This is a genomic window from Nonomuraea sp. B19D2, from assembly GCF_040137845.1.
Classification (GTDB): Bacteria; Actinomycetota; Actinomycetes; order Streptosporangiales; family Streptosporangiaceae; genus Nonomuraea.
The window spans coordinates 31,152-50,180 of record NZ_JBEFAK010000023.1; the positions used below are offsets into that span (position 1 = coordinate 31,152).

16 protein-coding genes are annotated in these 19,029 nt (G+C 71.8%); 9 read left to right on the top strand and 7 right to left on the bottom strand.

Annotated elements, in window-relative coordinates:
* Positions 1-17: 17 nt before the first annotated feature.
* Positions 18-1,283, top strand: coding sequence for a cytochrome P450 (locus ABN273_RS34515; RefSeq protein WP_349453403.1), 1,266 nt, complete (start codon positions 18-20; stop codon positions 1,281-1,283).
* Positions 1,280-1,978: an IclR family transcriptional regulator gene (locus ABN273_RS34520; protein WP_349453288.1), complete on the top strand. Its 699-nt coding sequence runs from the start codon at positions 1,280-1,282 to the stop codon at positions 1,976-1,978. Before ABN273_RS34515 ends, ABN273_RS34520 begins: the two co-directional genes overlap by 4 nt.
* Positions 1,979-2,110: 132 nt before the next feature.
* On the opposite strand, the gene ABN273_RS34525 is transcribed toward ABN273_RS34520, so the two are convergent.
* Both ABN273_RS34525 and ABN273_RS34530 read right to left on the bottom strand, forming a co-directional pair.
* On the bottom strand, positions 2,111-2,773 hold the full coding sequence (locus tag ABN273_RS34525; RefSeq protein ID WP_349453289.1) for a response regulator: 663 nt from the start codon (positions 2,771-2,773) through the stop codon (positions 2,111-2,113).
* Entirely contained in the window at positions 2,770-3,861 is a 1,092-nt protein-coding gene (locus ABN273_RS34530; protein WP_349453290.1) for a sensor histidine kinase, read from the bottom strand. Before ABN273_RS34530 ends, ABN273_RS34525 begins: the two co-directional genes overlap by 4 nt.
* A 253-nt stretch (positions 3,862-4,114) precedes the next feature.
* On the opposite strand from ABN273_RS34530, the gene ABN273_RS34535 reads away from it, so the two are divergent.
* The 3 genes from ABN273_RS34535 (at position 4,115) to tuf (ending at position 6,843) form a co-directional block, all read left to right on the top strand.
* Positions 4,115-4,537: a DUF6223 family protein gene (locus tag ABN273_RS34535; protein WP_349453291.1), complete on the top strand. Its 423-nt coding sequence runs from the start codon at positions 4,115-4,117 to the stop codon at positions 4,535-4,537.
* Positions 4,538-4,596: 59 nt separating this feature from the next.
* Positions 4,597-5,355 (top strand): hypothetical protein, encoded by a 759-nt coding sequence (locus tag ABN273_RS34540; RefSeq protein ID WP_349453292.1) that lies wholly within the window; start codon positions 4,597-4,599, stop codon positions 5,353-5,355.
* A gap of 264 nt (positions 5,356-5,619) precedes the next feature.
* Complete coding sequence (tuf, locus tag ABN273_RS34545) at positions 5,620-6,843, top strand: elongation factor Tu (RefSeq protein ID WP_349453293.1); 1,224 nt, start codon at positions 5,620-5,622, stop codon at positions 6,841-6,843.
* A gap of 80 nt (positions 6,844-6,923) precedes the next feature.
* Here tuf and ABN273_RS34550 read toward each other — a convergent pair whose 3' ends face one another.
* Both ABN273_RS34550 and ABN273_RS34555 read right to left on the bottom strand, forming a co-directional pair.
* Positions 6,924-9,716 carry a glycoside hydrolase family 2 TIM barrel-domain containing protein gene (locus tag ABN273_RS34550; RefSeq protein WP_349453294.1) on the bottom strand — a complete coding sequence of 931 codons (2,793 nt, stop codon included), beginning with the start codon at positions 9,714-9,716 and terminating at the stop codon, positions 6,924-6,926.
* Between the two features lie 78 nt (positions 9,717-9,794).
* The gene (locus tag ABN273_RS34555; protein ID WP_349453295.1) at positions 9,795-10,946 is read right to left on the bottom strand and encodes an amidohydrolase family protein; all 1,152 of its coding nucleotides are present in this window, start codon (positions 10,944-10,946) and stop codon (positions 9,795-9,797) included.
* Between the two features lie 185 nt (positions 10,947-11,131).
* Here ABN273_RS34555 and ABN273_RS34560 point away from each other — a divergent pair, with 185 nt between their 5' ends.
* Genes ABN273_RS34560 through ABN273_RS34575 form a run of 4 tightly spaced genes read left to right on the top strand, consistent with a single transcriptional unit; the run spans position 11,132 to position 15,519 of the window.
* A complete protein-coding gene (locus tag ABN273_RS34560) occupies positions 11,132-12,136 on the top strand; it encodes an NAD-dependent epimerase/dehydratase family protein (protein ID WP_349453296.1) in 1,005 nt (334 codons plus the stop codon).
* Entirely contained in the window at positions 12,123-12,812 is a 690-nt protein-coding gene (locus ABN273_RS34565) for a PIG-L deacetylase family protein (RefSeq protein ID WP_349453297.1), read from the top strand. Before ABN273_RS34560 ends, ABN273_RS34565 begins: the two co-directional genes overlap by 14 nt.
* The gene (locus tag ABN273_RS34570; RefSeq protein WP_349453298.1) at positions 12,809-13,741 is read left to right on the top strand and encodes a methionyl-tRNA formyltransferase; all 933 of its coding nucleotides are present in this window, start codon (positions 12,809-12,811) and stop codon (positions 13,739-13,741) included. The genes ABN273_RS34565 and ABN273_RS34570 overlap by 4 nt, the downstream gene beginning before the upstream one ends.
* A complete protein-coding gene (locus ABN273_RS34575; RefSeq protein WP_349453299.1) occupies positions 13,726-15,519 on the top strand; it encodes an NAD-dependent epimerase/dehydratase family protein in 1,794 nt (597 codons plus the stop codon). The genes ABN273_RS34570 and ABN273_RS34575 overlap by 16 nt, the downstream gene beginning before the upstream one ends.
* 12 nt (positions 15,520-15,531) lie before the next feature.
* Here the strand turns inward: ABN273_RS34575 and ABN273_RS34580 are convergent, their stop codons facing one another.
* From ABN273_RS34580 to ABN273_RS34590, 3 genes are read right to left on the bottom strand one after another with little or no spacing between them, the layout of a single operon-like run.
* A complete protein-coding gene (locus ABN273_RS34580; protein ID WP_349453300.1) occupies positions 15,532-17,451 on the bottom strand; it encodes a N,N-dimethylformamidase beta subunit family domain-containing protein in 1,920 nt (639 codons plus the stop codon).
* The gene (locus tag ABN273_RS34585; protein ID WP_349453301.1) at positions 17,448-18,713 is read right to left on the bottom strand and encodes a condensation domain-containing protein; all 1,266 of its coding nucleotides are present in this window, start codon (positions 18,711-18,713) and stop codon (positions 17,448-17,450) included. Before ABN273_RS34585 ends, ABN273_RS34580 begins: the two co-directional genes overlap by 4 nt.
* Positions 18,706-18,939: an acyl carrier protein gene (locus ABN273_RS34590; protein ID WP_349453404.1), complete on the bottom strand. Its 234-nt coding sequence runs from the start codon at positions 18,937-18,939 to the stop codon at positions 18,706-18,708. Before ABN273_RS34590 ends, ABN273_RS34585 begins: the two co-directional genes overlap by 8 nt.
* Between the last annotated feature and the right edge of the window lie 90 nt (positions 18,940-19,029).

Consider the following 19,029-nt stretch of genomic DNA (forward strand, 5'->3'; position numbering starts at 1 on the left):
GGCTGCCCGTGATCGACATGAGTACGAAGGCCAACGTGTTCGACCCGCGTATCTACGCACAGGGCATCCCGCACGAGACGTACCGCCGGCTGCGCGACCACGACCCCGTGCACTGGCAGGAGGAGCACGAGGTCGGCGAGTGGCCGGCCGGGCCCGGGTTCTGGGCGGTGACCCGCCACGCGGATGTCGTACGCGTACTGCGCACGCCGACCGAGTTCAGCTCCTGGCTGGGCGCCACCCAGATCCGCGACCCGGACCCCGCCGACCTGGCGTTCATCCGGCGCACGATGCTCAACCTCGATCCGCCGGACCACGGCCGACTCCGGAGGATCGTCTCCGGCGTGTTCACCGCCAGGCGCGTCGAGCGCTTCACCGCCGGCATCGAGGCACGGGCACGACTGCTCATCGACGAGATCGCCGAGCGAGGCGAGTGCGACCTGCCGGTGGACGTGACCGACGACTACCCGATCCACAACCTCGCGGATCTCCTCGGCATCCCGCCCGCCGATCGCGGCCAGATCCTCGAGTGGACCAACCGCGTGATCGGCTACCAGGATCCCGACCACGCGACCGTCATGCGCGGCCCGGACGGCAAGCCGGTCAACCCGCGATCCCCGGCCATGCTCACCGACATGTTCGAGTACGCCCACTCACTCGCCGCCCACAAGCGCCGGAACCCGGCGGACGACATCATGACCGCGCTCGCCACGGCCGAGGTGGACGGGCAGCGCCTCACCGATGCCGAACTGTCGATGTTCTTCTTCCTCCTGGTCGTCGCGGGCAACGACACCGTGCGTTCAGCCCTGCCCGGCGGGATGCTCGCCCTGCTCGACCATCCCGGCCAGCATCACCGGCTGCTCGGCCACCCCGACCTGCTCGACTCCGCCGTCGAGGAGATGCTGCGCTGGCATCCCCCCGTCCTCAGCTTCCGCCGCACCGCCGTGCACGACACCGTGCTGGCCGGGCGGCGCATCTCAGCAGGCGACAAGGTCGTCGTCTTTCACGGTGCCGCCAACTTCGACGAGCGGCGCTTCCCCGACCCGGCGCGTTTCGACATCGCGCGCCGGCCCAATGACCACGTCTCGTTCGGGGACGGACCGCACGTGTGCCTCGGCGCCCGCTTCGCCCGGATGCAACTCCGCGTGTTCTACCGGGAACTGCTCTGGCGGCTGCCGGACGTCCAGCTCGACGGCCCACCGGTCCGGCTGGTGTCGAACTTCATCGGCGGCATCAAGCACCTGCCCCTGCGCTACACCCCCGTACCTCGCCTGGGCATCGAATGACCTCTGATCAGCAAAGCCCGGCCGCCTCCGCAACGGGCTCGAAGACGATCGACACCGGCCTGCGGCTCCTGGAGATCCTCAGGCAGCGCCCGGACGGGCTGACGATCACCGAGCTCGCGCAGCTGGCCGGGATCCATCGCAACGCCGTCTCCCGCCACCTGGCCGCGCTCGGCAACCATCGGCTGGTCGCACGGATCGGCACCCGCTACACCCTCGGCCTCGGCATCGTCGAGCTCAACGCCGCCGTGCAGCACAGGCTCCGCAGCGCGGCCGCCTCCGCGCTCCAGCTGCTGGCCGACGCCTGCAACGCCACCGCTTTCATCACGGTGCTCGACATCGACGAGAGCCAGGCGGTCGTGCTCACCGTGGCCGAGCCGCGCGTCTCACAGATCCACGTCAGCTATCGCGCCGGCACCCGGCACCCGGCAGACCGCGGCGCCTCAGGGATCGCCATCCTGGCCGGCCGCCCGGCCCACCCGCGGGAGCGGACGGCGATCACCCAGGCCCGCGTCGCCGGCTACTCGGTCACGGCAGGTGAGCTACAGCCCGGGGCATGGGGCGTCGCCGCCCCGATCAGGACGGCAGGGCGCCCGGCCGACGCCAGCGTGGGCGTGGTGACCATCGGGGTGCGGGATGAGAACGAGATCGCCCCGCTCGTACTCAGCGCCGCAACCGAGATCGCGCGGCTCCTCTAGCGTCTCTGATCAGCCAAGCGACAGGGCGCGGGCACAGGCCGTCTGCATGGCCAGGTGGTTCACTCGGTCAGCTGAGGCCGCTCACGCGCTCTGACTCATCTCCTAACCGCCCGTCGCGCCCCGCTGACACGATCATGAGCTGCGCGGGACTACCAGGCCGGATTCGTAGGCGAAGACCACGAGCTGAGCGCGGTCGCGGGCGTGGAGTTTGGCCATGGCCCGGTTGATGTGGGTTTTCGCGGTCAGCGGGCTGATCACCATGCGGTCGGCGATCTGGTCGTTGGACAGGCCCTGCGCGACCAGGGCGACCGCCTCGCGTTCGCGGTCGGTCAGTTCTTTCAGCCCCGTGTCGGTGCCGGTGTTCAGCGGCTGGGTGACGTACCGGTTGATGAGCTTGCGGGTGATCGACGGTGCGAGCAGGGCGTCGCCGCGCGCGGCGACGCGTACGGCGTGGAGGAAGTCCTCCGGCACGATGTCTTTGACGAGGAATCCGGCTGCGCCGGCGCGCAGCGCGTTGAAGACGTATTCGTCCAAGCCGTAATTGGTCAGGATGACGACGTGCACCCCGGCCAGGGCCGGGTCCGCGGCGATGCGCCGGGTCGCCTCGATACCGTCGACGACCGGCATCTGGACATCGATGAGGGCGACGTCGGGCAGGTGTTCCTTGGCCAGGGCCAGGCCCTCCATCCCGTCGTTGGCCTCGGCCACCACCTCGATGTCGTCTTCGAGGTCGAGGAGCGCGCGGAATCCGCTGCGGATGAGCGGCTGGTCGTCGACCAGCAGGACACGGATCATGCCGTCCGGTCCACGGGGAGTTCGGCCTGGACGGTGAAGCCTCCCTCGCTGCGCGGCTCCGCGCGCAGGCGACCGCCGAGGGCGGTGACTCGTTCGCGCATCCCGAGCAGCCCGACGCCGGGCACTGGGGCGGTGTCCGGTGTGGCCTTGCCGTCGTCATCGATGCATATCGTGAGGGCGTCCGGGCGGCAGTCGATCCGGACCGACGCCGTGCTGGCGGCGGCATGCCGGGCGATGTTGGTGAGCGACTCCTGAACGATCCGGTAGACGGTCCGGCCCACCGCGGCCGGCACGGCGTGTCGTTGCCCTTCGATCGTCAGTGTCGCGTCCAGGCCGATGGTACGGGCCCGTTCCACCAGTTCCGGGATGTGGTCGAGGCCACGCGGCGGGGTCGTGGCGTCGTCGCGCAGCGCCTCCAGGGTCGCGCGCAGCTCCCTGGCCGCCTCACGTCCGGCCTGCTGGATCGCCAGCAGGGCTTCCGGCACCTGTTCACCCCGCTTGCGGGCCACGTGGACGGCGACTTCGGCCTGCACCTTGATGACGGAGATCTGGTGGGTGAGGGAATCGTGCAGCTCCCGCGCGATGTGCAGCCGCTCCTCGTCGGCGCGGCGCCGCGCGGTCTCCTCGCGAGTGCGCTCGGCTTCCTCCGCCCGCCGCTCGGCCTGGCGCAGCGCTTCACCCGCGGCGCCGGCGGCGATCAGCCAGGCGATCTCGAGGGCGCCTCTGGCCTGCGCGAACGCCTCGCCCGTGTCGTGCAGGCCGGAGGCCAGTGCCGCCAGAGGGAGAGCGGCCAGCATGGTCACGCTCGCCGCCACCGTGATGGCGCGGTGTCCCGCCCGTACGGCGGCGTACACCGCGAAGAGGTACGCGATGGCAGGCACGTCGAAACCGGCCGCCTGGTAACCCACCGCGCACAGCCCGGTGACGGCCAGGACGGGAACCGGAGCCCGGCGGCGCGCGGCCAGCCCCAGGCCGCTGACCGTCAGCAGCGCGTAGCCGAGCAGATCGAGATTCGTGGCGGAGTGCTGCCCGGACAGCCCGGTGACCAGAAGCGTCGCCGCCACGCCGACGGCGATCGCCCAATCCATGACATCTGCCCGGACACCGGACCGTCCTGTACCCATGCGCGCACCATAGCCGCATGTTCGCGCGGACGACTCCTGCGCACGGATGATCAGCCACTACCGCACCCGCGGTACCTTCGCGGCTCCTACGGCGTCCGCGGCAGCCGGCTACGGCATCGGCGGCAGCGCGAATGGCCTGCCTCCGATGGACGACCGGCGGCGGGTTCGGCGGACATGATCAGGCGACGTCCAGTCGTAGGAGCAGAAGGAGCACCTCATGTCAGTCCGATTTGTGCTTGCCGTGGCCGGGGCCGCCCTGCTCGGAGGTTTCGGGCTTGCCACACCGGCAGCCGCGCACGTCCTGGTCCAGCCGGATCCCGTCAGTGCCTACACCTTGACCTCAGGGCGCCTCTGGTCCTTGGTGGCCGCGCTGCTGGGCTTGATCGGCGTGGTCATCGGCGGGCTGGCGCTGGCCCGCTCCGCCGGTCGTATCGGCACCGGCAACGGAAGGCGCGGGGCCATCGTGGCCCTGGCGGCGGGGCTGGCCGGCCTGGTCATCGGCGGACTGGTGGTGGCCGCCGCCGATGGCGGTCCCGGCACCGGCTACGGAATAGTCGGCGGCTTCATAGCGCTGGCGGTGGGGCTCATCGCCATGGCTCTCGGCGGGCTGGCGCTGGCCCGCTCCCGGCGCGCTGGCTGACGGTTGGCCGAGCGTTCGCAACTCATGCTCGATCCCCAGGAACGGTAGCGTGGCGGGGCATGGCGATCTCGAACGAAACTGTCGCGACGTTGCGAAGGGCCGCCGCGGGCGGTGACGGGGAGGCGGCTCGTGAGCTGGGGCGGTTGCTGTGCCTGCTCCGCGTGGGCCCCGAACACGATCCCGACGATCCCGCCGTCATTCAGGCCTGGCCCGAGGAACCCTGGCTGAGGGCGGCGGTGCGGGCGCGTCCCGACGACACTCTCGCCGCGACGCTGCTTGCCGGCCGGCTGGTCCAGCAGGTGGCGTTCTGGCGGATCGATCCGTATTTCGCCGAGGGACAGGGCGAGAACGACACCACACTGGCCAGGCGCCGGGATGAGGCGCGCGAGCTCTATGCGCGAGTGCTCCGAGCCCGTCCCGACGACCCGGCGGCACTGGCCGGGACGGCGTGCCTGGACGCGTTGTTCGACGAGGACCGCGAACTGCCGGAATTCTCCGAGCCCTACAGCTACTACGAGCTGAATCTACAGTTATGGTCTGGTTCGTTCTGCCACACCGAGATGGTCATCACCACCGATCTGGACGAGCTGCGCTGGGCCTACCACCAGATGCTGAGGCCCTTCGCGGACGATGGTCCTCCCGATGACCCGACGCTGGAGACGTTCATCGATGGCGAGAAGACGGATTTCGTCGTCCTCAGCGGCGGTGTCGGCCTGGACGCCGTGACGATCCCGCCGCTGACCGGCACGCTGTTGCCGGCTGGGCATCCCGTTCAGGAAGGGCTGGCGCACTACGGCTACTCCTGCGACTGGGGGTAGGCGGCGAGCCGGCGGGGGCGCATCGGCGCGGCTGCTCCCGCCTTTCACGGGAATATTCTGTTGCGGTCTCTTGCTGATGGCCGCACTATGTTCGTCATGTTCCTGCACGCTCTTCTTGCGACGCCCGCGGTGCCGGGTGTGCTTGAGCGTGTCTGCGACGGCCTGGAGCGCTGACCTCTTCCCGTACGTCCTGAGGTGACCCGGCGGGGGGAGGTTGTCGGCCCGGACGGGTCACGAAATTTCCAGGTATCTCAGGAAGGGATCATGGCCAAGCAGGCCTACGTACGGAACAAGCCCCACCTCAACATCGGCACGATGGGGCACGTCGATCACGGCAAGACCACGCTGACCGCCGCCATCACGAAGGTGCTGGCCGAGCGGGGGCAGGCCACGTACACGCCGTTCGAGAGGATCGACCGCACGCCCGAGGAGGCGCAGCGCGGGATCACGATCAACATCTCCCACGTCGAGTACGAGACCGCCACCAGGCACTACGCCCACGTGGACATGCCCGGCCACGCCGACTACGTGAAGAACATGATCACGGGGGCGGCGCAGCTGGACGGCGCGATCCTCGTCGTGTCCGCGCACGACGGGATCATGCCGCAGACCAGGGAGCACGTGCTGCTGGCCAAGCGGGTCGGGGTCGAGCACCTGGTCGTGGCCGTCAACAAGGCCGACGGGGCGGACCCGGAGCTGACCGACCTGGTCGAGCTGGAGCTGCAGGACCTGCTGGCCGAGCACGGCTACACCGGCGTCCCGATGGTGCGGGTGTCCGGGCTGCGGGCGCTGGAGGGCGACCCGGTCTGGACGGCGTCGATCGAGGCGCTGCTCCAGGCGGTGGACGAGCACATCCCCGTGCCGGTGCGGTACGTGGACGCGCCGTTCCTCATGCCGGTCGAGAACGTGCTCACGGTCACCGGCCGGGGCACGGTCGTCACCGGGGCCATCGAGCGCGGCACGGTCCGGGTCGGTGACACGGTGGAGGCGATCGGGTTCGGGGACGGGCTCAGCGCCGTCGTGACGGGCGTGGAGACGTTCGGCAAGACGATGGAGCGGGGCGAGGCCGGTGACAACGCGGCGGTGCTGCTGCGCGGGGTCCGGCGCGAGCAGGTACGGCGGGGCATGGTGCTGGCGGCTCCCGGCAGCCAGCGGGCCCACCGGTCCTTCACCGCCCGCGTCTACCTGCTGACCGCGGAGGAGGGCGGGCGGCGCAAGCCGATCGCGTCCGGGTATCGGCCGCAGTTCTACCTGCGGACGACGGATGTGCCCGGCGAGCTGACGGTGCCGTCCACCGAGCCCGGCACGGCCGTTCCCGCCGGTACCGCCGTTCCGGTCGGTCCAGTGGTGACCGCTCAGCCGGGTGACACCGTGGACGTGCTGGTCGAGCTGGGCAAGGCGGTGGCGCTGGAGCCCGGGCTCGGCTTCGCGATCCGCGAGGGCGGGCTGACGGTCGGCGCGGGCACGGTGCTCACCGTGACCGGCTGACCGCGCGGCCGGGTCCCGCCGAAGCGCGGGACCCGGCCAAAACGCGCGGCACCCCTGTGGGGGATGCCGCGCATGATCGATCAGCTGGGCTCGAACCTGAGCCTGAACGTCACCCGCCCGGCCCTGAGGTCGTACGCGGGAAGCGCGCCGGGACCGCAGGTGGCGGTCCCGATGCCCTGCTGGGCCAGGTCCAGGCCGATGTGCAGGCGGTCGCCGGGCACCAGGTCGGGCCGATGGCGGGCCCGGTCCAGCTCGTCGGCGCTCCATGGGCGCGCCGTCAGGCCGAACACCGGGAACCCGCGCACCTTGAAGGCGCCGAAGTCGGCCCATCGCACGTCTGCCCGGTGGCCGTTCTCCTGCGGGAACACGTACGGGGTCTGGAGCTCGTCGATGCTCGCCCGCCAGCGGCCGACCCGAGCGGACATCCCGGTGTCCGGGTACGCCTCGCCCGGCCCTCTGCCGAACCAGGTGACGTGCTCGACCGCCCCGGCGGGCAGCGTCATGTTCAGGCCGATGCGCGGGATGGGATCGGCCCAGTCGCCCTCGGGCTCGATGTCCACGGTCAGCTCCACGCCGCCGTCCGGCGCCGTCCAGGTGTACGTGGCCCGCATGCCCAGGTCGGTCGCGGCGGGCGCCACCCGGGTGCGTACCGTCAGCCCGTCGCCGGCCTCGATCGCGTCGACGCGGTGGGTGAGGCGGTGCAGGCCGAGCCTGCGCCACGTGTCGGCCAGCCCGGCGTGGGCGTCGTTGTCGGTAGGCGCCCGCCACAGGTCGAGCCGCGGCCCTTCGACCTCCACCCCGAACAGCCGCACGAGCCGGCCGGTGGCCACGTCGAACGCCGCGCCGCCGAGGACGTGACGCTCCTGGCCGTCCACGACGGCTCGCGCCGGAACGTCGCCCGCAGCGGCGGGTTCCCCTGCCGCCGCGGATAGCGTGAGGCGGGTCTGGCCCCAGGCGACCTCGTGCCCGGCCGCGGCCCACGGCTGGTCGGCCGACAGCACGGCGCGCACGGTCAGCCAGAGCTCCCCGTCCCCGTCCGGCGACGGGGGCAGCTTGACCTCGCCGCCCTCGGCGGGCACCGGCAGCCGGTGCTCGGCCACCTGCTCCCCGTCCGCCTCCACGGTGGCGACGAACTCCAGGTGTGACAGGTCCACGAAGCCGTGGCCGTTGGCGACCCGCACCACGCCGTCCGCGAACTCGAAGCGGACCGGCTCAAACACCTTCTTCAGGTCGATCAGCCCGGGCGACGGCGTGCGGTCGGGGAACACGAGCCCGTCGATCACGAAGTTCGAGTCGTGCACGGGCTCGCCGTAGTCACCACCGTAGGCGTACCCGTAGGAGGGGTGCGCCAGCCCGTGGTCGATCCACTCCCAGATGAAGCCTCCGGCCAGCCGCGGATACCGCTCGAACAGCTCCTGGTACTCGGCCAGCCCGCCCGGCCCGTTCCCCATGGCATGGGCGTACTCGCACTGCATGAACGGCATCGCCCGCCGGCGCGCGTCCAGCGCGGGGTCGTCGAGGGGGGCCTCCTCTCGCCGGCCGATGGCCTCGACCTCGGCGTGCGAGGCGTACATGCGCGAATACACGTCCGTGTGCGCGCACGACCGGTCCCCTTCGTAGTGGATCGGCCGGGACGAGTCGCGCGAACGGGTCCAATCGGCCATGACGGCCAGGTTGCGGCCGACGCCGGCCTCGTTGCCGAGCGACCACATGATGACACTGGGGTGGTTCTTGTCGCGTTCGACCATGCGGCGCATGCGGTCGAGCAGCGCGTCGGCGTAGCGCGGGTCGTCGGTGGGGTTGCCGCGCCAGCCGACCTCGCCGAAGCCGTGGGTCTCGAGGTCACACTCGTCGATCACCCACAGGCCCAGCTCGTCGCACAGGTCGAGGAAGTCGGGATGGGGCGGGTAGTGGCTGGTCCTGACGGCGTTGACGTTGTGCCGCTTCATCAGCAGCACGTCCTCGCGCATCGTCTCGTACGGGACCGTGCGGCCGTGCGACGGGTGGAACTCGTGCCGGTTCACGCCCTTGAACAGCAGCGGGCGGCCGTTGGCGAGGAGCACGCCGTCGACGATGGAGATCGTCCGGAAGCCGATGCGCAGCCGTACCGTCTCCTCGGGGAACGTCACGACGGCGTCGTACAGGCGGGGCGTCTCGGCCGTCCACGGCTCCGCCTCCACCTGCACCTCGACCCCGGGCGCGAGATCGGCGACGCCGAGCTCGGGGACGCTCAGCGTCCCGGCGCCCTCGAAGCTGAGCGTGCCGCGCCCGTCGGCGTACGAGGTGCGCACGAAGACGTCCGCGGTGGAGCGGGTGAGCGTGACGTCCCGGAAGATGCCGGGCAGCCACCACATGTCCTGGTCTTCCAGATAGGTGGCGGCCGACCACTGGTGCACGCGGACAGCGAGCACGTTGCGCCCAGGAAGGAGGTAGGGCCCCGCGTCGAACTCGGCGGGCAGCCTGCTGCCGGTCCAGAAGCCCAGCTCGTGGCCGTTGAGCCAGACCCTGGCGAAGGAGTCGGCGCCCTCGAACCGCAGCCGCCCGCCCGTCCAGCCCTCAGGCAGGTCGAACTCGCGGCGGTAGTCGCCGGTCGGGTTCTCGTCCGGGACGTGGGGCGGGTCGACGGGGATGGGGAAGGCGACGTTCGTGTACGCGGGCGCGCCATGGCCGTGCAGGTTCCAATGAGACGGGACCGGCAGCGAGTCCCAGTCCGAGTCGTCGAAGGAGGGCTGGGCGAAGTCATCGGGGATGTTCGCGGTGGGTGAGAGGCGGAAACGCCAGGTCCCGTTGAGGTCGAGAGCGGGCGCGTCGGAGCGGAGTGCGGCCCTGGGTTCGAGCAGGCCCGAACCGGGGGTGAAAGTTTCGAGATCCATCGTGGCCGAGCCTAAAGGTTCAAGATGGTTGCGTCATCGATGAGTTCTCTGTCCGCTTGACCGGAACACCGTCCGCACTCACCCGCCGGCAAGGTCGTAGACCCGGCGGGCGTTGCCGGCGCCCACCATGAAGGCCACCCGCATGGCCTGATCCACCGACCACTCCCCCTCGGCCACGAACCCGCCGAGCACCCGCGCCATCGCCCGCCGCCACAGCAGCGCCCCGAGGTGGTGCAGCTCGGCCGGCCCGAAGGCGTCGGACGAGAAGAGGATCTTCGCGAATGGCGCCACCTCCAGGCTCTCCGCCACCACCGCCACGCTGCGCGCCCCCGTGTGGCTCACCCCGAGGCCGATGTCGAAGAACACGTTCGGGTACGCGTGCGCCAGGAACCCCGCGTGCCGCTGGTACGGATAGCAGTGCAGCAACAGCAGCGGCACGCCGGTCGGCTCGGCCAGCTCGATCAGCCCGCGCAGCAGCAGCGGGTCCGACCGGCGCAGGTCCACGTCCGGATCGCCGTACCCGATGTGGAACTGCAGCGGCAGCCCGCGTTCCAGCCCCGTCCAGATGAGGTGCCGCAGCAGCACGGGGTCCGACAGCCGCCCGCCGCCCGCCGACAGCCAGCGCCCGGCGGCCTCCGTGACCTCCTCGCGGGAGGGCGGCGCGGGGTCGAAGTCGAGCCCGTACCGGTAGGCGGCGACGCTCTTGAGCCCGCGCGCCGTGCGCGTGCGCTCCCAGAGCGCCTCCGCGAACCGGTCGGCGAACGCGCCCGCCCCGCACCCGCCGGCGGCCACCTGCTCGGCCACGCTCTCCAGCCGCACCACCTCGTCGGCGGGCATGCCGCTGGCCTCCGCCATGCCGGACGGGCCGAGCAGCTCGTCGCCGCGGTAGCCGGTCTCGACGAGGAAGTGCCCGATGCCGCTGGCGGCCAGCAGCAGCCGGTTCGTCTCGTCGGCGCCGAGCCTCGCGCGCCTGGCCAGGTACTCCTCCGGCGTGCAGTACGGGTCGAGCCCGAGCACCGGCGCGCAGTGGCGCAGGATGGCGTAGCCGAGCTGGGAGTCGAACTGGGTCATCCACGAGGGCACCGGCCGGTCCGACTCGGTGATCATCTCCTCGAACGCCTTGCGCGACAGGTCGTGGGACGTGGCGCCGTGCACGTGGTGGTCCACCAGCGCCATCTCCTCGATGGCCCGGACGAAGCCGCTGGGCAGGAGGTCGAGCTCAATGGACATCGGCGATGTCTCCCAAGGTCAACGTACCCGCGTGCTACCCGCAAGGGCGCGGGTTCACGCACCCTGGTGAAAATTGTGGCCATGGGTGACAAGAACCACGAAAACTGTTTTAATCCGTGGCTAAGTGACTATGGGGCATACATAGCCCTGTGTGACCGTTTTCCTCGAGCGGGAAAGGCGGGTCCGTGCGAGCACCAGGTGGCGAAGTAGTCATCACTGGCGGTCTCGGTTTCATCGGCTCTCATCTGGTGGACGCCTACCTCGCGGCGGGCCACCGCGTACGGATCATCGACTCGAACGCCGGCGCGGTCGTGGACGGCGAGGACTACGACGCGGACCCCCGCTGCACGGTCATCCGGGAGCGCGTGGAGGACCATCTGGCGGCCGGCGGCGACTTCGCGGGCGTGGACCGCGTCATCCATGCCGCCTCCTACGTCGGCCCGGCGAGCATCCTGTCGCGCTCGGGACGATTAGGGCACGACATCATCGGCAGCACCGCTCCGGTCATCGAGGCGTGCGCGGGCGCCGGGGTGCCGCTGTGCATGTTCAGCTCGGCCGAGGTGTACGGGCGCAGCGGCGTGCTGGACGAGAAGGACGACATCGTCGTGCCGACCCAGTACAACACGCGCATCGAGTACGCCGTCGCCAAGACGCTGGCCGAGGCGATGGTCTGCAACAGCCGCCGGCACGGATTGCGCGGGATCGTCATCCGCCCGTTCAACGTGGCGGGCGCGCGGCAGTCGCGGGCCGGCGGGTTCGTGATGCCGACGTTCGTGCAGCAGGCCCTCGCCGGACGGCCGATCACGGTGTTCGCGGGCGGCGAGCAGGTCAGGGCGTTCGTCGCGGCGAGCGACCTGACGGCGTTCCTCCTCGGCTACATGGACACGGCGCTGGACGGCGACGACGTCATCATCAACGTCGGCAACCCGGCCAACGCCGTCACGGTCATGGAGCTGGCCGAGCGCGTGAAGTCGCTGCTCGGCAGCCCCTCCCCCATCGTCGGCGTGGACGGCAGGAGCGTGCACGGCCCCCACTACGCCGAGGCGGAGTCATTCCACAAGATCCCGGCGCTCAGGACGGCCACCGACCTGGGCTGGCAGCCGCGCGTCACGCTCGATGAGCTGATCCTGAGCACCGCCGACTACTACCGCGCCCGAGAGGACCGAAGGGCAGTGAATGCGCCGCTTTGACCGCGTTCTGGTGATCTCCCCCCATGCCGATGACGAGGTCCTGGGCTGCGCGGGCCTGATGGCGGCGCAGGCGGAGGCCGGGGCCGAGGTACACGTCTTATATCTCGCGGTGGACGGCATGCGCCACTACGGGCTGGACGGCTCCACGACCTACCTGCAGCGGCTGGCGGAGATCGAGGCCGTGCGGTCCCTGCTCGGCTTCACCTTCGAGATCGCGTACGGGGACCGCGGGCTGGCCGAGCGGCTCGACACGCTGCCGCGCAGGGAGCTGGTCGACCTGTTCGAGCAGGCGCTGAACGAGCGGCGGCCCGACTTGCTGCTGCTGCCCAGCTTCGCCGACTACGACCAGGACCACGTCGCGGTCTTCGACGCCGGGTTCGCCGCCGCCCGGCCGATCGCGCAGCAGTTCGGCAAGTGGCTGGTGCCGAACGTCCTCATGTACGAGATGTCGAAGATCCAGTGGGCGTCCGAGCCGATGCCCCGCTCGACCGCGTACTGCGACATCTCCGCCTACATGGACAGGAAGCTGCAGGCGCTGCGGGCGTACAAGAGCCAGCACCGGCCCTCGCCGCACATCAGGAGCGAGGAGTCGGTGACGGCGCTGGCCACGTTGCGCGGGGCGGAGATCGGTGTCACTCGTGCGGAGGCGTTCGGGGTGTTGAGGGAGGTCCTGTGAAGACGTACGCGTTCGCCACGGGGATGGAGTTCGCCGCGCCGGCGGTGGACGTGCTGGCGGCGCAGGGCACTCCCCCGTCGCTGCTGATCGGCTACCCGCCGAAGCTGCAGCACCGCTCCGGGTTCGCGCCGCTGCGGGAGGCGTCCGACAAGCACGGCATCCCGCTGCTGGAGACGGCCGACATCAACGACGGGCAGGCGTACGAGCTGGTCAAGGGCATGGACCTGTTCGTGATCGCGGGGTGGTCGCAGCTCGTGCGCGAGCCCCTGCTGTCGGCGTGCCCGCTGGGGTCGATCGGGCTGCATCCCACCCGCCTGCCCGAGGGGCGGGGCCGGGCCGCGCTGCCGTGGACGATCATCAAGCGGCTGGAGACGAGCGCGGTCAGCCTGTTCTTCCTGGACGAGGGGGCCGACACGGGCGACCTCATCGCGCAGCGGGAGTTCACGATCAGCCGGCGCGACGACGCCGGCGCGGTGTACCGCAAGGTCACGGAGATCAACGTGGACCTGCTGGCCACGTACATCCCGCTGCTGCTTGAGGGCCGCGTGGTCGCCCGCCCGCAGGGGCCGGGCGGGTCGTGGTGGGAGAAGCGGCGGCCCGAGGACGGCGTGATCGACTGGTCCCGGCCCGCCGCCGAGCTCTATGACTGGGTGCGCGCGCTGGCCGCGCCCTATCCCGGGGCGTTCACGTCCGTGTCCGGGCGGCGGCTGTACGTGCACAGCGCGGATCTCGTCGAGTACGGGGGCACGGAACCCGCGGGGACCGTGCTCGCGCCCGTGTGGTCCACCGGGGTGGGCGGGGTGCTGGTGGCCTGCGGGTCGGGGCTGCTGGTGGTGCGCGAGGTGCAATGGGACGGTGAGGAGCGGCGCGACGCCCTGGACCTGATGGAATCGGGCGAGCTCCCGGTAGGCGCATGCCTGGGCAGCTGACCGGGGTCGGCGGCGTGCGGTTGAGCGGCGCCGTGATGGCGCATCCCCGCCGCAGGGAGGCGGCCGCGCGGCTGGCCGGCGACGTGCTCGACGTCGTCACCGACCCCGATCCGACCGGCCGCCCTTCGGCGTTCCGCACCTCGCTGCTGGCCTGGTCCAGCATCCCCGGGGACGCCACGCACCACTTCCTGCTCCACGACGACATGGTGCTGTCCAGCACGTTCTTCGAGCGGGCCGAGCGCGCCGCCCGCGCCATGCCGGACGCCGCGCTGGCCCTGTTCGCGTTCTGGAACTCCCGCAACGGCGCCGCCGTGCGCCAGGGCGCGCTGGCCGGGGCGCGCTGGGTGGCCGGGGCGGGCGAGTACACGCCGGTGGCGGCGCTGCTGCTGCCCAGGCAGGTCGCCGACGGGTACGTGGCGTGGGCGAAGGACCGGGGCGACACCTGGCCCGACGACGTGCTCATGGGGCGGTACCTGCGCCAGGCCGGGGTGCCGGTGTTCGTGGCGGTGCCGAGCCTGGCCGAGCACGAGGACCTGGCCAGCCTGGTGGACAACGACTTCCAGGGGCTGCGCCGCGCGCCGTGCTTCTTCACCGACGACCCGCTGGCGGGGCAGGGCGAGGGTGCCGTGCTGGACGATCTGCCGGTGATCCCGTTCTTCAAGCGGGGCGTCGCGCAGTGCGCCGTACGCGTTCCCGGGTCGAGGCGGTGGCGGGACCTGCGGTGCGAGGACTACCTGGCGGGCCTGGGGATCGACGCCGACGCGCTGCGGGCCGGGGCGGGCGCCGGGCGGCACTGGCCGCTGTGGCTCACGGCGTACACGATGGGCGTCGTGCACCGGGGCGAGCGGGGCGACCCGCGGGTGCTGGACGAGGCGCTGGCCACGATGGGGCCGGGCGGGCTGTGCCACGAGCTCGGGTGGCGGGAGCTGGCCGGGCTGTCGGCGGAGCTGCACGACGTGGCGCGAGCAGGGCTGGAGGCGGGCCTGCAGGACGTGGCGCGGGCGGGGCTGGGGGACCGTTCACCCCGCCGGGTGGATCGCGGGCCGGTCACCGTGAGCGGTTCGAGCACGTTCGTGCGGGACCACCTCGCCGACGCGCTCGCCGACCGGGGGTTCCGTCTCGCCGGGCCGGACGCCGGCGTGCCGGTGGTGCACGTGTGCGCGCTCGGCTGGTCCCCGGACGCCGACCCCGACGAGGAGGTACGGCTGGCGCGTGCCGCCTTCGCCGGCGGGGCCGGCGGGGTGCTGCTCAGCTCGTTCCACGTTTACCCGGAGCGGAAGTGGGTGGACGAGGAGACGCCCGCCGGCCCCGCCGCCACGCCCTTGTCGCGGGCGCTGCTCGAGGTGGAGGCGGCCGCGGCCGGGGCGGTGGTGCTCCGGCTCGGCGAGCCGTACGGGCCCGGCATGCCGCAGCGGGGTCCGGTGGCGGAGCTGGTGCTGCGCTCGTCGCTCAACCGGCCCGCGCCTGTCTGCGGGCGTCCGGTGCAGCTCGTGCACGTGCGGGACGTCGCCAGGGCGGTGCTTGCCGCGCTGGAACGGGGCTCCGCGGGGCGCGTCTACAACATCGCCAGCCGGAAGCGGGTGCGCGTCGGGGAGCTGGCCGAGGCGGTGTCCAAGGCGGTGCGGCCGATGGACGTCGAGACCTCGGACGAGCCTCCTGGCGCGCTGGTCAACGTGGAGCGGGCCGGTGTCGAGCTCGGGTGGCGGGCGAGTGTGACGCTGGACTATGGGCTGCATACGTGTGCGCAGTGGCTCGCCTACGAGAGCAACCGCTCGTAGGGACCCGCCCCGTCAGGCCGTGAGCGAACGCCAGCTGAGCAGGCCGTCGTGTCCCGCGCCGATGAGGCGTCCCGCGGTGGCGGCCAGCGCGGTGCGGCCTGCGGCGGGTCCGAGGTCGCTCCAGCCGGACTCGTGCCGCTCGGCCGATCTGACCAGGATGCGGTCCGCGGCGACGGCGAACAGGCGGCCGTTCATCGCGGTCAGGCTCACCACACCGGCGGCCGGGCCGACCCTGCGCCAGTCGTGCGCGTCGAGCCGCCGGATGGGCAGGTGCCACAGCTCGCCGGCCGACGTCACGGCGAACAGGCCCTCGTCCACGGCGGCCAGTCCGATGGTGCCCTCTGGCGCCCGGCTGACGTCCTGCCACGCCTGCGGAGCCGAGGTGGGGTCGCGGTAGCGGATGGTGCCGTCGGGTGCGACGCCGTACAGGCCCGCGGGCGGGCCGCCGTGCGCCTCCCTTGGGGCGGCGAGCGCGATCGCGTCGGTCGCGCCGATCCCCTCCCAGGGGAGGTTCTGGCCCGAGACGTCGCGCACCGCGAGCGTCCCGTCCGAGCCCGCGGCGTACAGGCGGTTCTCGCAGCACACGAGCGCCCGCACACCGGACCTGGCTGACGGGTCACCCGCCCCCGAACGACGTGCCGCATCCCACACGCCGTCCTCTGCACCCCCGGGCGCCGCATCCGGCGCGCCGCCGACCGCCCTGTCGGGCGCGGCGCGTGGGGTCGGGCCGATCGTGTCCCAGGTGGGTGCGGAGGGGCGGCGGGAGAGGCGGTCGAGGACGTTGCGGGTGATGGTGGCCAGTACCGGGTCGTGGAGGGTGTTGCCCCAGTTGATGGTGCCCGCGTTGAAGATCGTGCCCGCGCCGAGGCGGTGGACGCCCATCGTGGCGGCACCGCCCTTGCCGTAGCGGCGCCAGTGGGACAGGTCAGCGGTGGCGAGGACGACGAACGACGGCGGGGTGCCGTCGCGGCCGGTCACCCTGGGCACGCCGGCCACCCACTCGAGGTCGGCGGCGTCCGTCTCGTAGCCGATCGCGCCCCTGCCGAACGTGTCACCGTCCGCCAGCCCCGTGCCCTCGAACACCCAGTGGCCGGCGAACCTGGCGGTGTAGGACTCCTGTGACATGACGCGGGAGTCCACCCAGCAGCCGGCGCCGTTCCTGAAGGACAGGCCCGTGAGGGTGTTCTCCGGGCGGTTGACCGGGTCGCTCGGCCACTCGACGGTGACCCTGCCGGGGTCGGTGGCGGCCATGGGGTCGGCGGTGGCGTCGCGGTAGCAGACCATGGTACGGAGGTCGTCCTCGAAACGGACCTGCCACCAGCAGGTGTTGCCGGAGAATATGGCGATATTTCCACCGCGGCGGGCGAACTCCTCGACCGTGTCCCGCATCTCCCACGACCAGTACTCGTCGTGGCCGTTGATCAGGAGCAGGCGGTAGCGGGTCAGGAAATCCAGGCCCCCGTGCAGGTCCAGTGCCGAGCAGTAGTCGACCGGGTAGCCGGCCGGGCCGAGCCAGCGGAGCAGGCCCAGCTCCCACTCCTCGATCTGCGGGCCCGCGCCCGGGCGGTCGAAGGTGACCTTGACGGCCCGGTCCGGCTGCTCCGACTGGTAGAGGCCCTCGCCGGGGACTCCCGGACGGTTGTACGCCTCCCAGGTGGGAAACGGGATCGACACCAGGATGGGCGAAGCGGGCATAGCCGCGCACACCACGAAATATGCGGAAGTGTCGTGGTAGATGGCTCGGTAGAGGGAGCTGGGCCAGTCGTCGCCGACCTTCAGGGTCCAGGCAGGCCCGCCCGGCGACTCGTCCTCCACGATCACGCGCCCCGAGGGCACGTCCTCCACCCTGATCGGACCGCCGCCACCCTCGAGGAGCCGGAAGCGGAGCTCCTCCCCCTGCGCGCACGACGTCGCCTCGGCGTACAGGCTCATCCTCGGGCCGCCGCCACGATCAGGCCTTCCAGGTCCAGCAGATACTGCTCGATGCCGGACGGGGGCAACAGCGCGGTGTCCGCGTAGCAGGAGACCTCCATGCGGCCCGGCTCGCCGCCGACGTGCAGGCGGAAGTCGCAGATGTTGCGGTCCATGGCGTCCGTCCAGACCACCTCCGTCTTGCCCTCCGCCGCTCCAGGCGAAGCGCCGTCCTCCTGCACGAGCCGCTGGTCGTTGAAGCAGCCGAACGACCTGATCCCGGGGCCCAGGCCGGCCACCGCCTCCTCCATCGCGTACGGGTCGTACTGGGCCTGCCGGTACGCCCGCAGCGCCGTCCCCCACGCCTGGCGTACCAGCGCGTCGAAGGAGGCCGTGCCGAGGTCCAGCACCACCAGCGCCTCCTGCGAGATCGTGGCCACCACGTCGCGCCGGCCGGCCGCGAAGCGGTTGTTGACGATCACGCGCATCCCGCAGAACCGCTGCCCGGTGAGCCCGCCCGCCACCCGCATCGCCCCGGCCAGCAGCACGGTCGAGGAGCTGACCCGGTTGCGGGCGGCGACCGCCTGCGCGGCGGCGGCCAGCGCCGGCGAGCGCAGCGTGGCCTCCAGGAACCGCGGCTCCCCCGGCACGTGCGGGGACGGCGGCACGGGGTCCATGCGGGCATGCTCGTCCAGCCAGGACGAGATCGTCTCCTCCGACACGCGCCGGCCGGCGTCCGAGCACTGCCACGCGGCCAGCTCCCGGGGCGTGGCGCTGTCCGGGGGCGGCAGCGAGTCGCGGAGCAGGAGCAGGCGGAAGTCCTTGACCACGAGGTCGGCCGCGTGGCCGTCGGCGGCGAGATGGCACAGGACCAAGGCGATATGCCGGACATGTCCCCCGGCCAACACGAACGCCACCCGCAGCGGCCATTCCTCCCAGTACGCGAACGGCTCGGCCGCCAGCCGCTCGCACACCTCCTCAACGGGCCCGGAGATCGCCGCTGGGACCACCTCGTAGGGAGGACGGGCCACCGGCCAGACTTGCTGGAGCGGCGCTTCGCGGGGGCCGGAGAGCCGGGTGCGCAGCGACTCGTGCCTGGCGACCAGCCGCTCGAGGGCCTGCGCGGCGCGCTCCACGGTGATGGGGCGGCGCTTGGGGGCGGCGAAGGAGCGGGCGATGTTGAGGTAGCGCTCCTGCGGCGCGGCCGCGACGACCGCCCGCCAGATGTCCTGCTGCCCCCACGTCAACGGCGCCGTCAGCGGCACATCGCAGGCCTCACCCATGGAGGCGTACGTAGTCCACCAGCGCGTCCAGGCTGTCGACGGCGGCCGGATCGAGCTCCACCCCGAACTCGGCCTCCACCGCGTCGATCAACCGCAAATAGGCCAGCGAGGTGACGCCGAGATCGCTCAGCCGGGCCTGCCCGGCCAGCACCTCGGCCGGATCGACCGCTCCGTCGGCGGCCTTGGCGATCATGCCGGCGAGCCGCTCGTGGAGCTCCCCATCCATCAGCACCTGGTGAACCCTCCCTCGTCGGGGAATCCGGGGCGAGTGTGTCACGCGGTGCCAGATGTCGGCAAGCGCCTGTAGGTAAGGGGT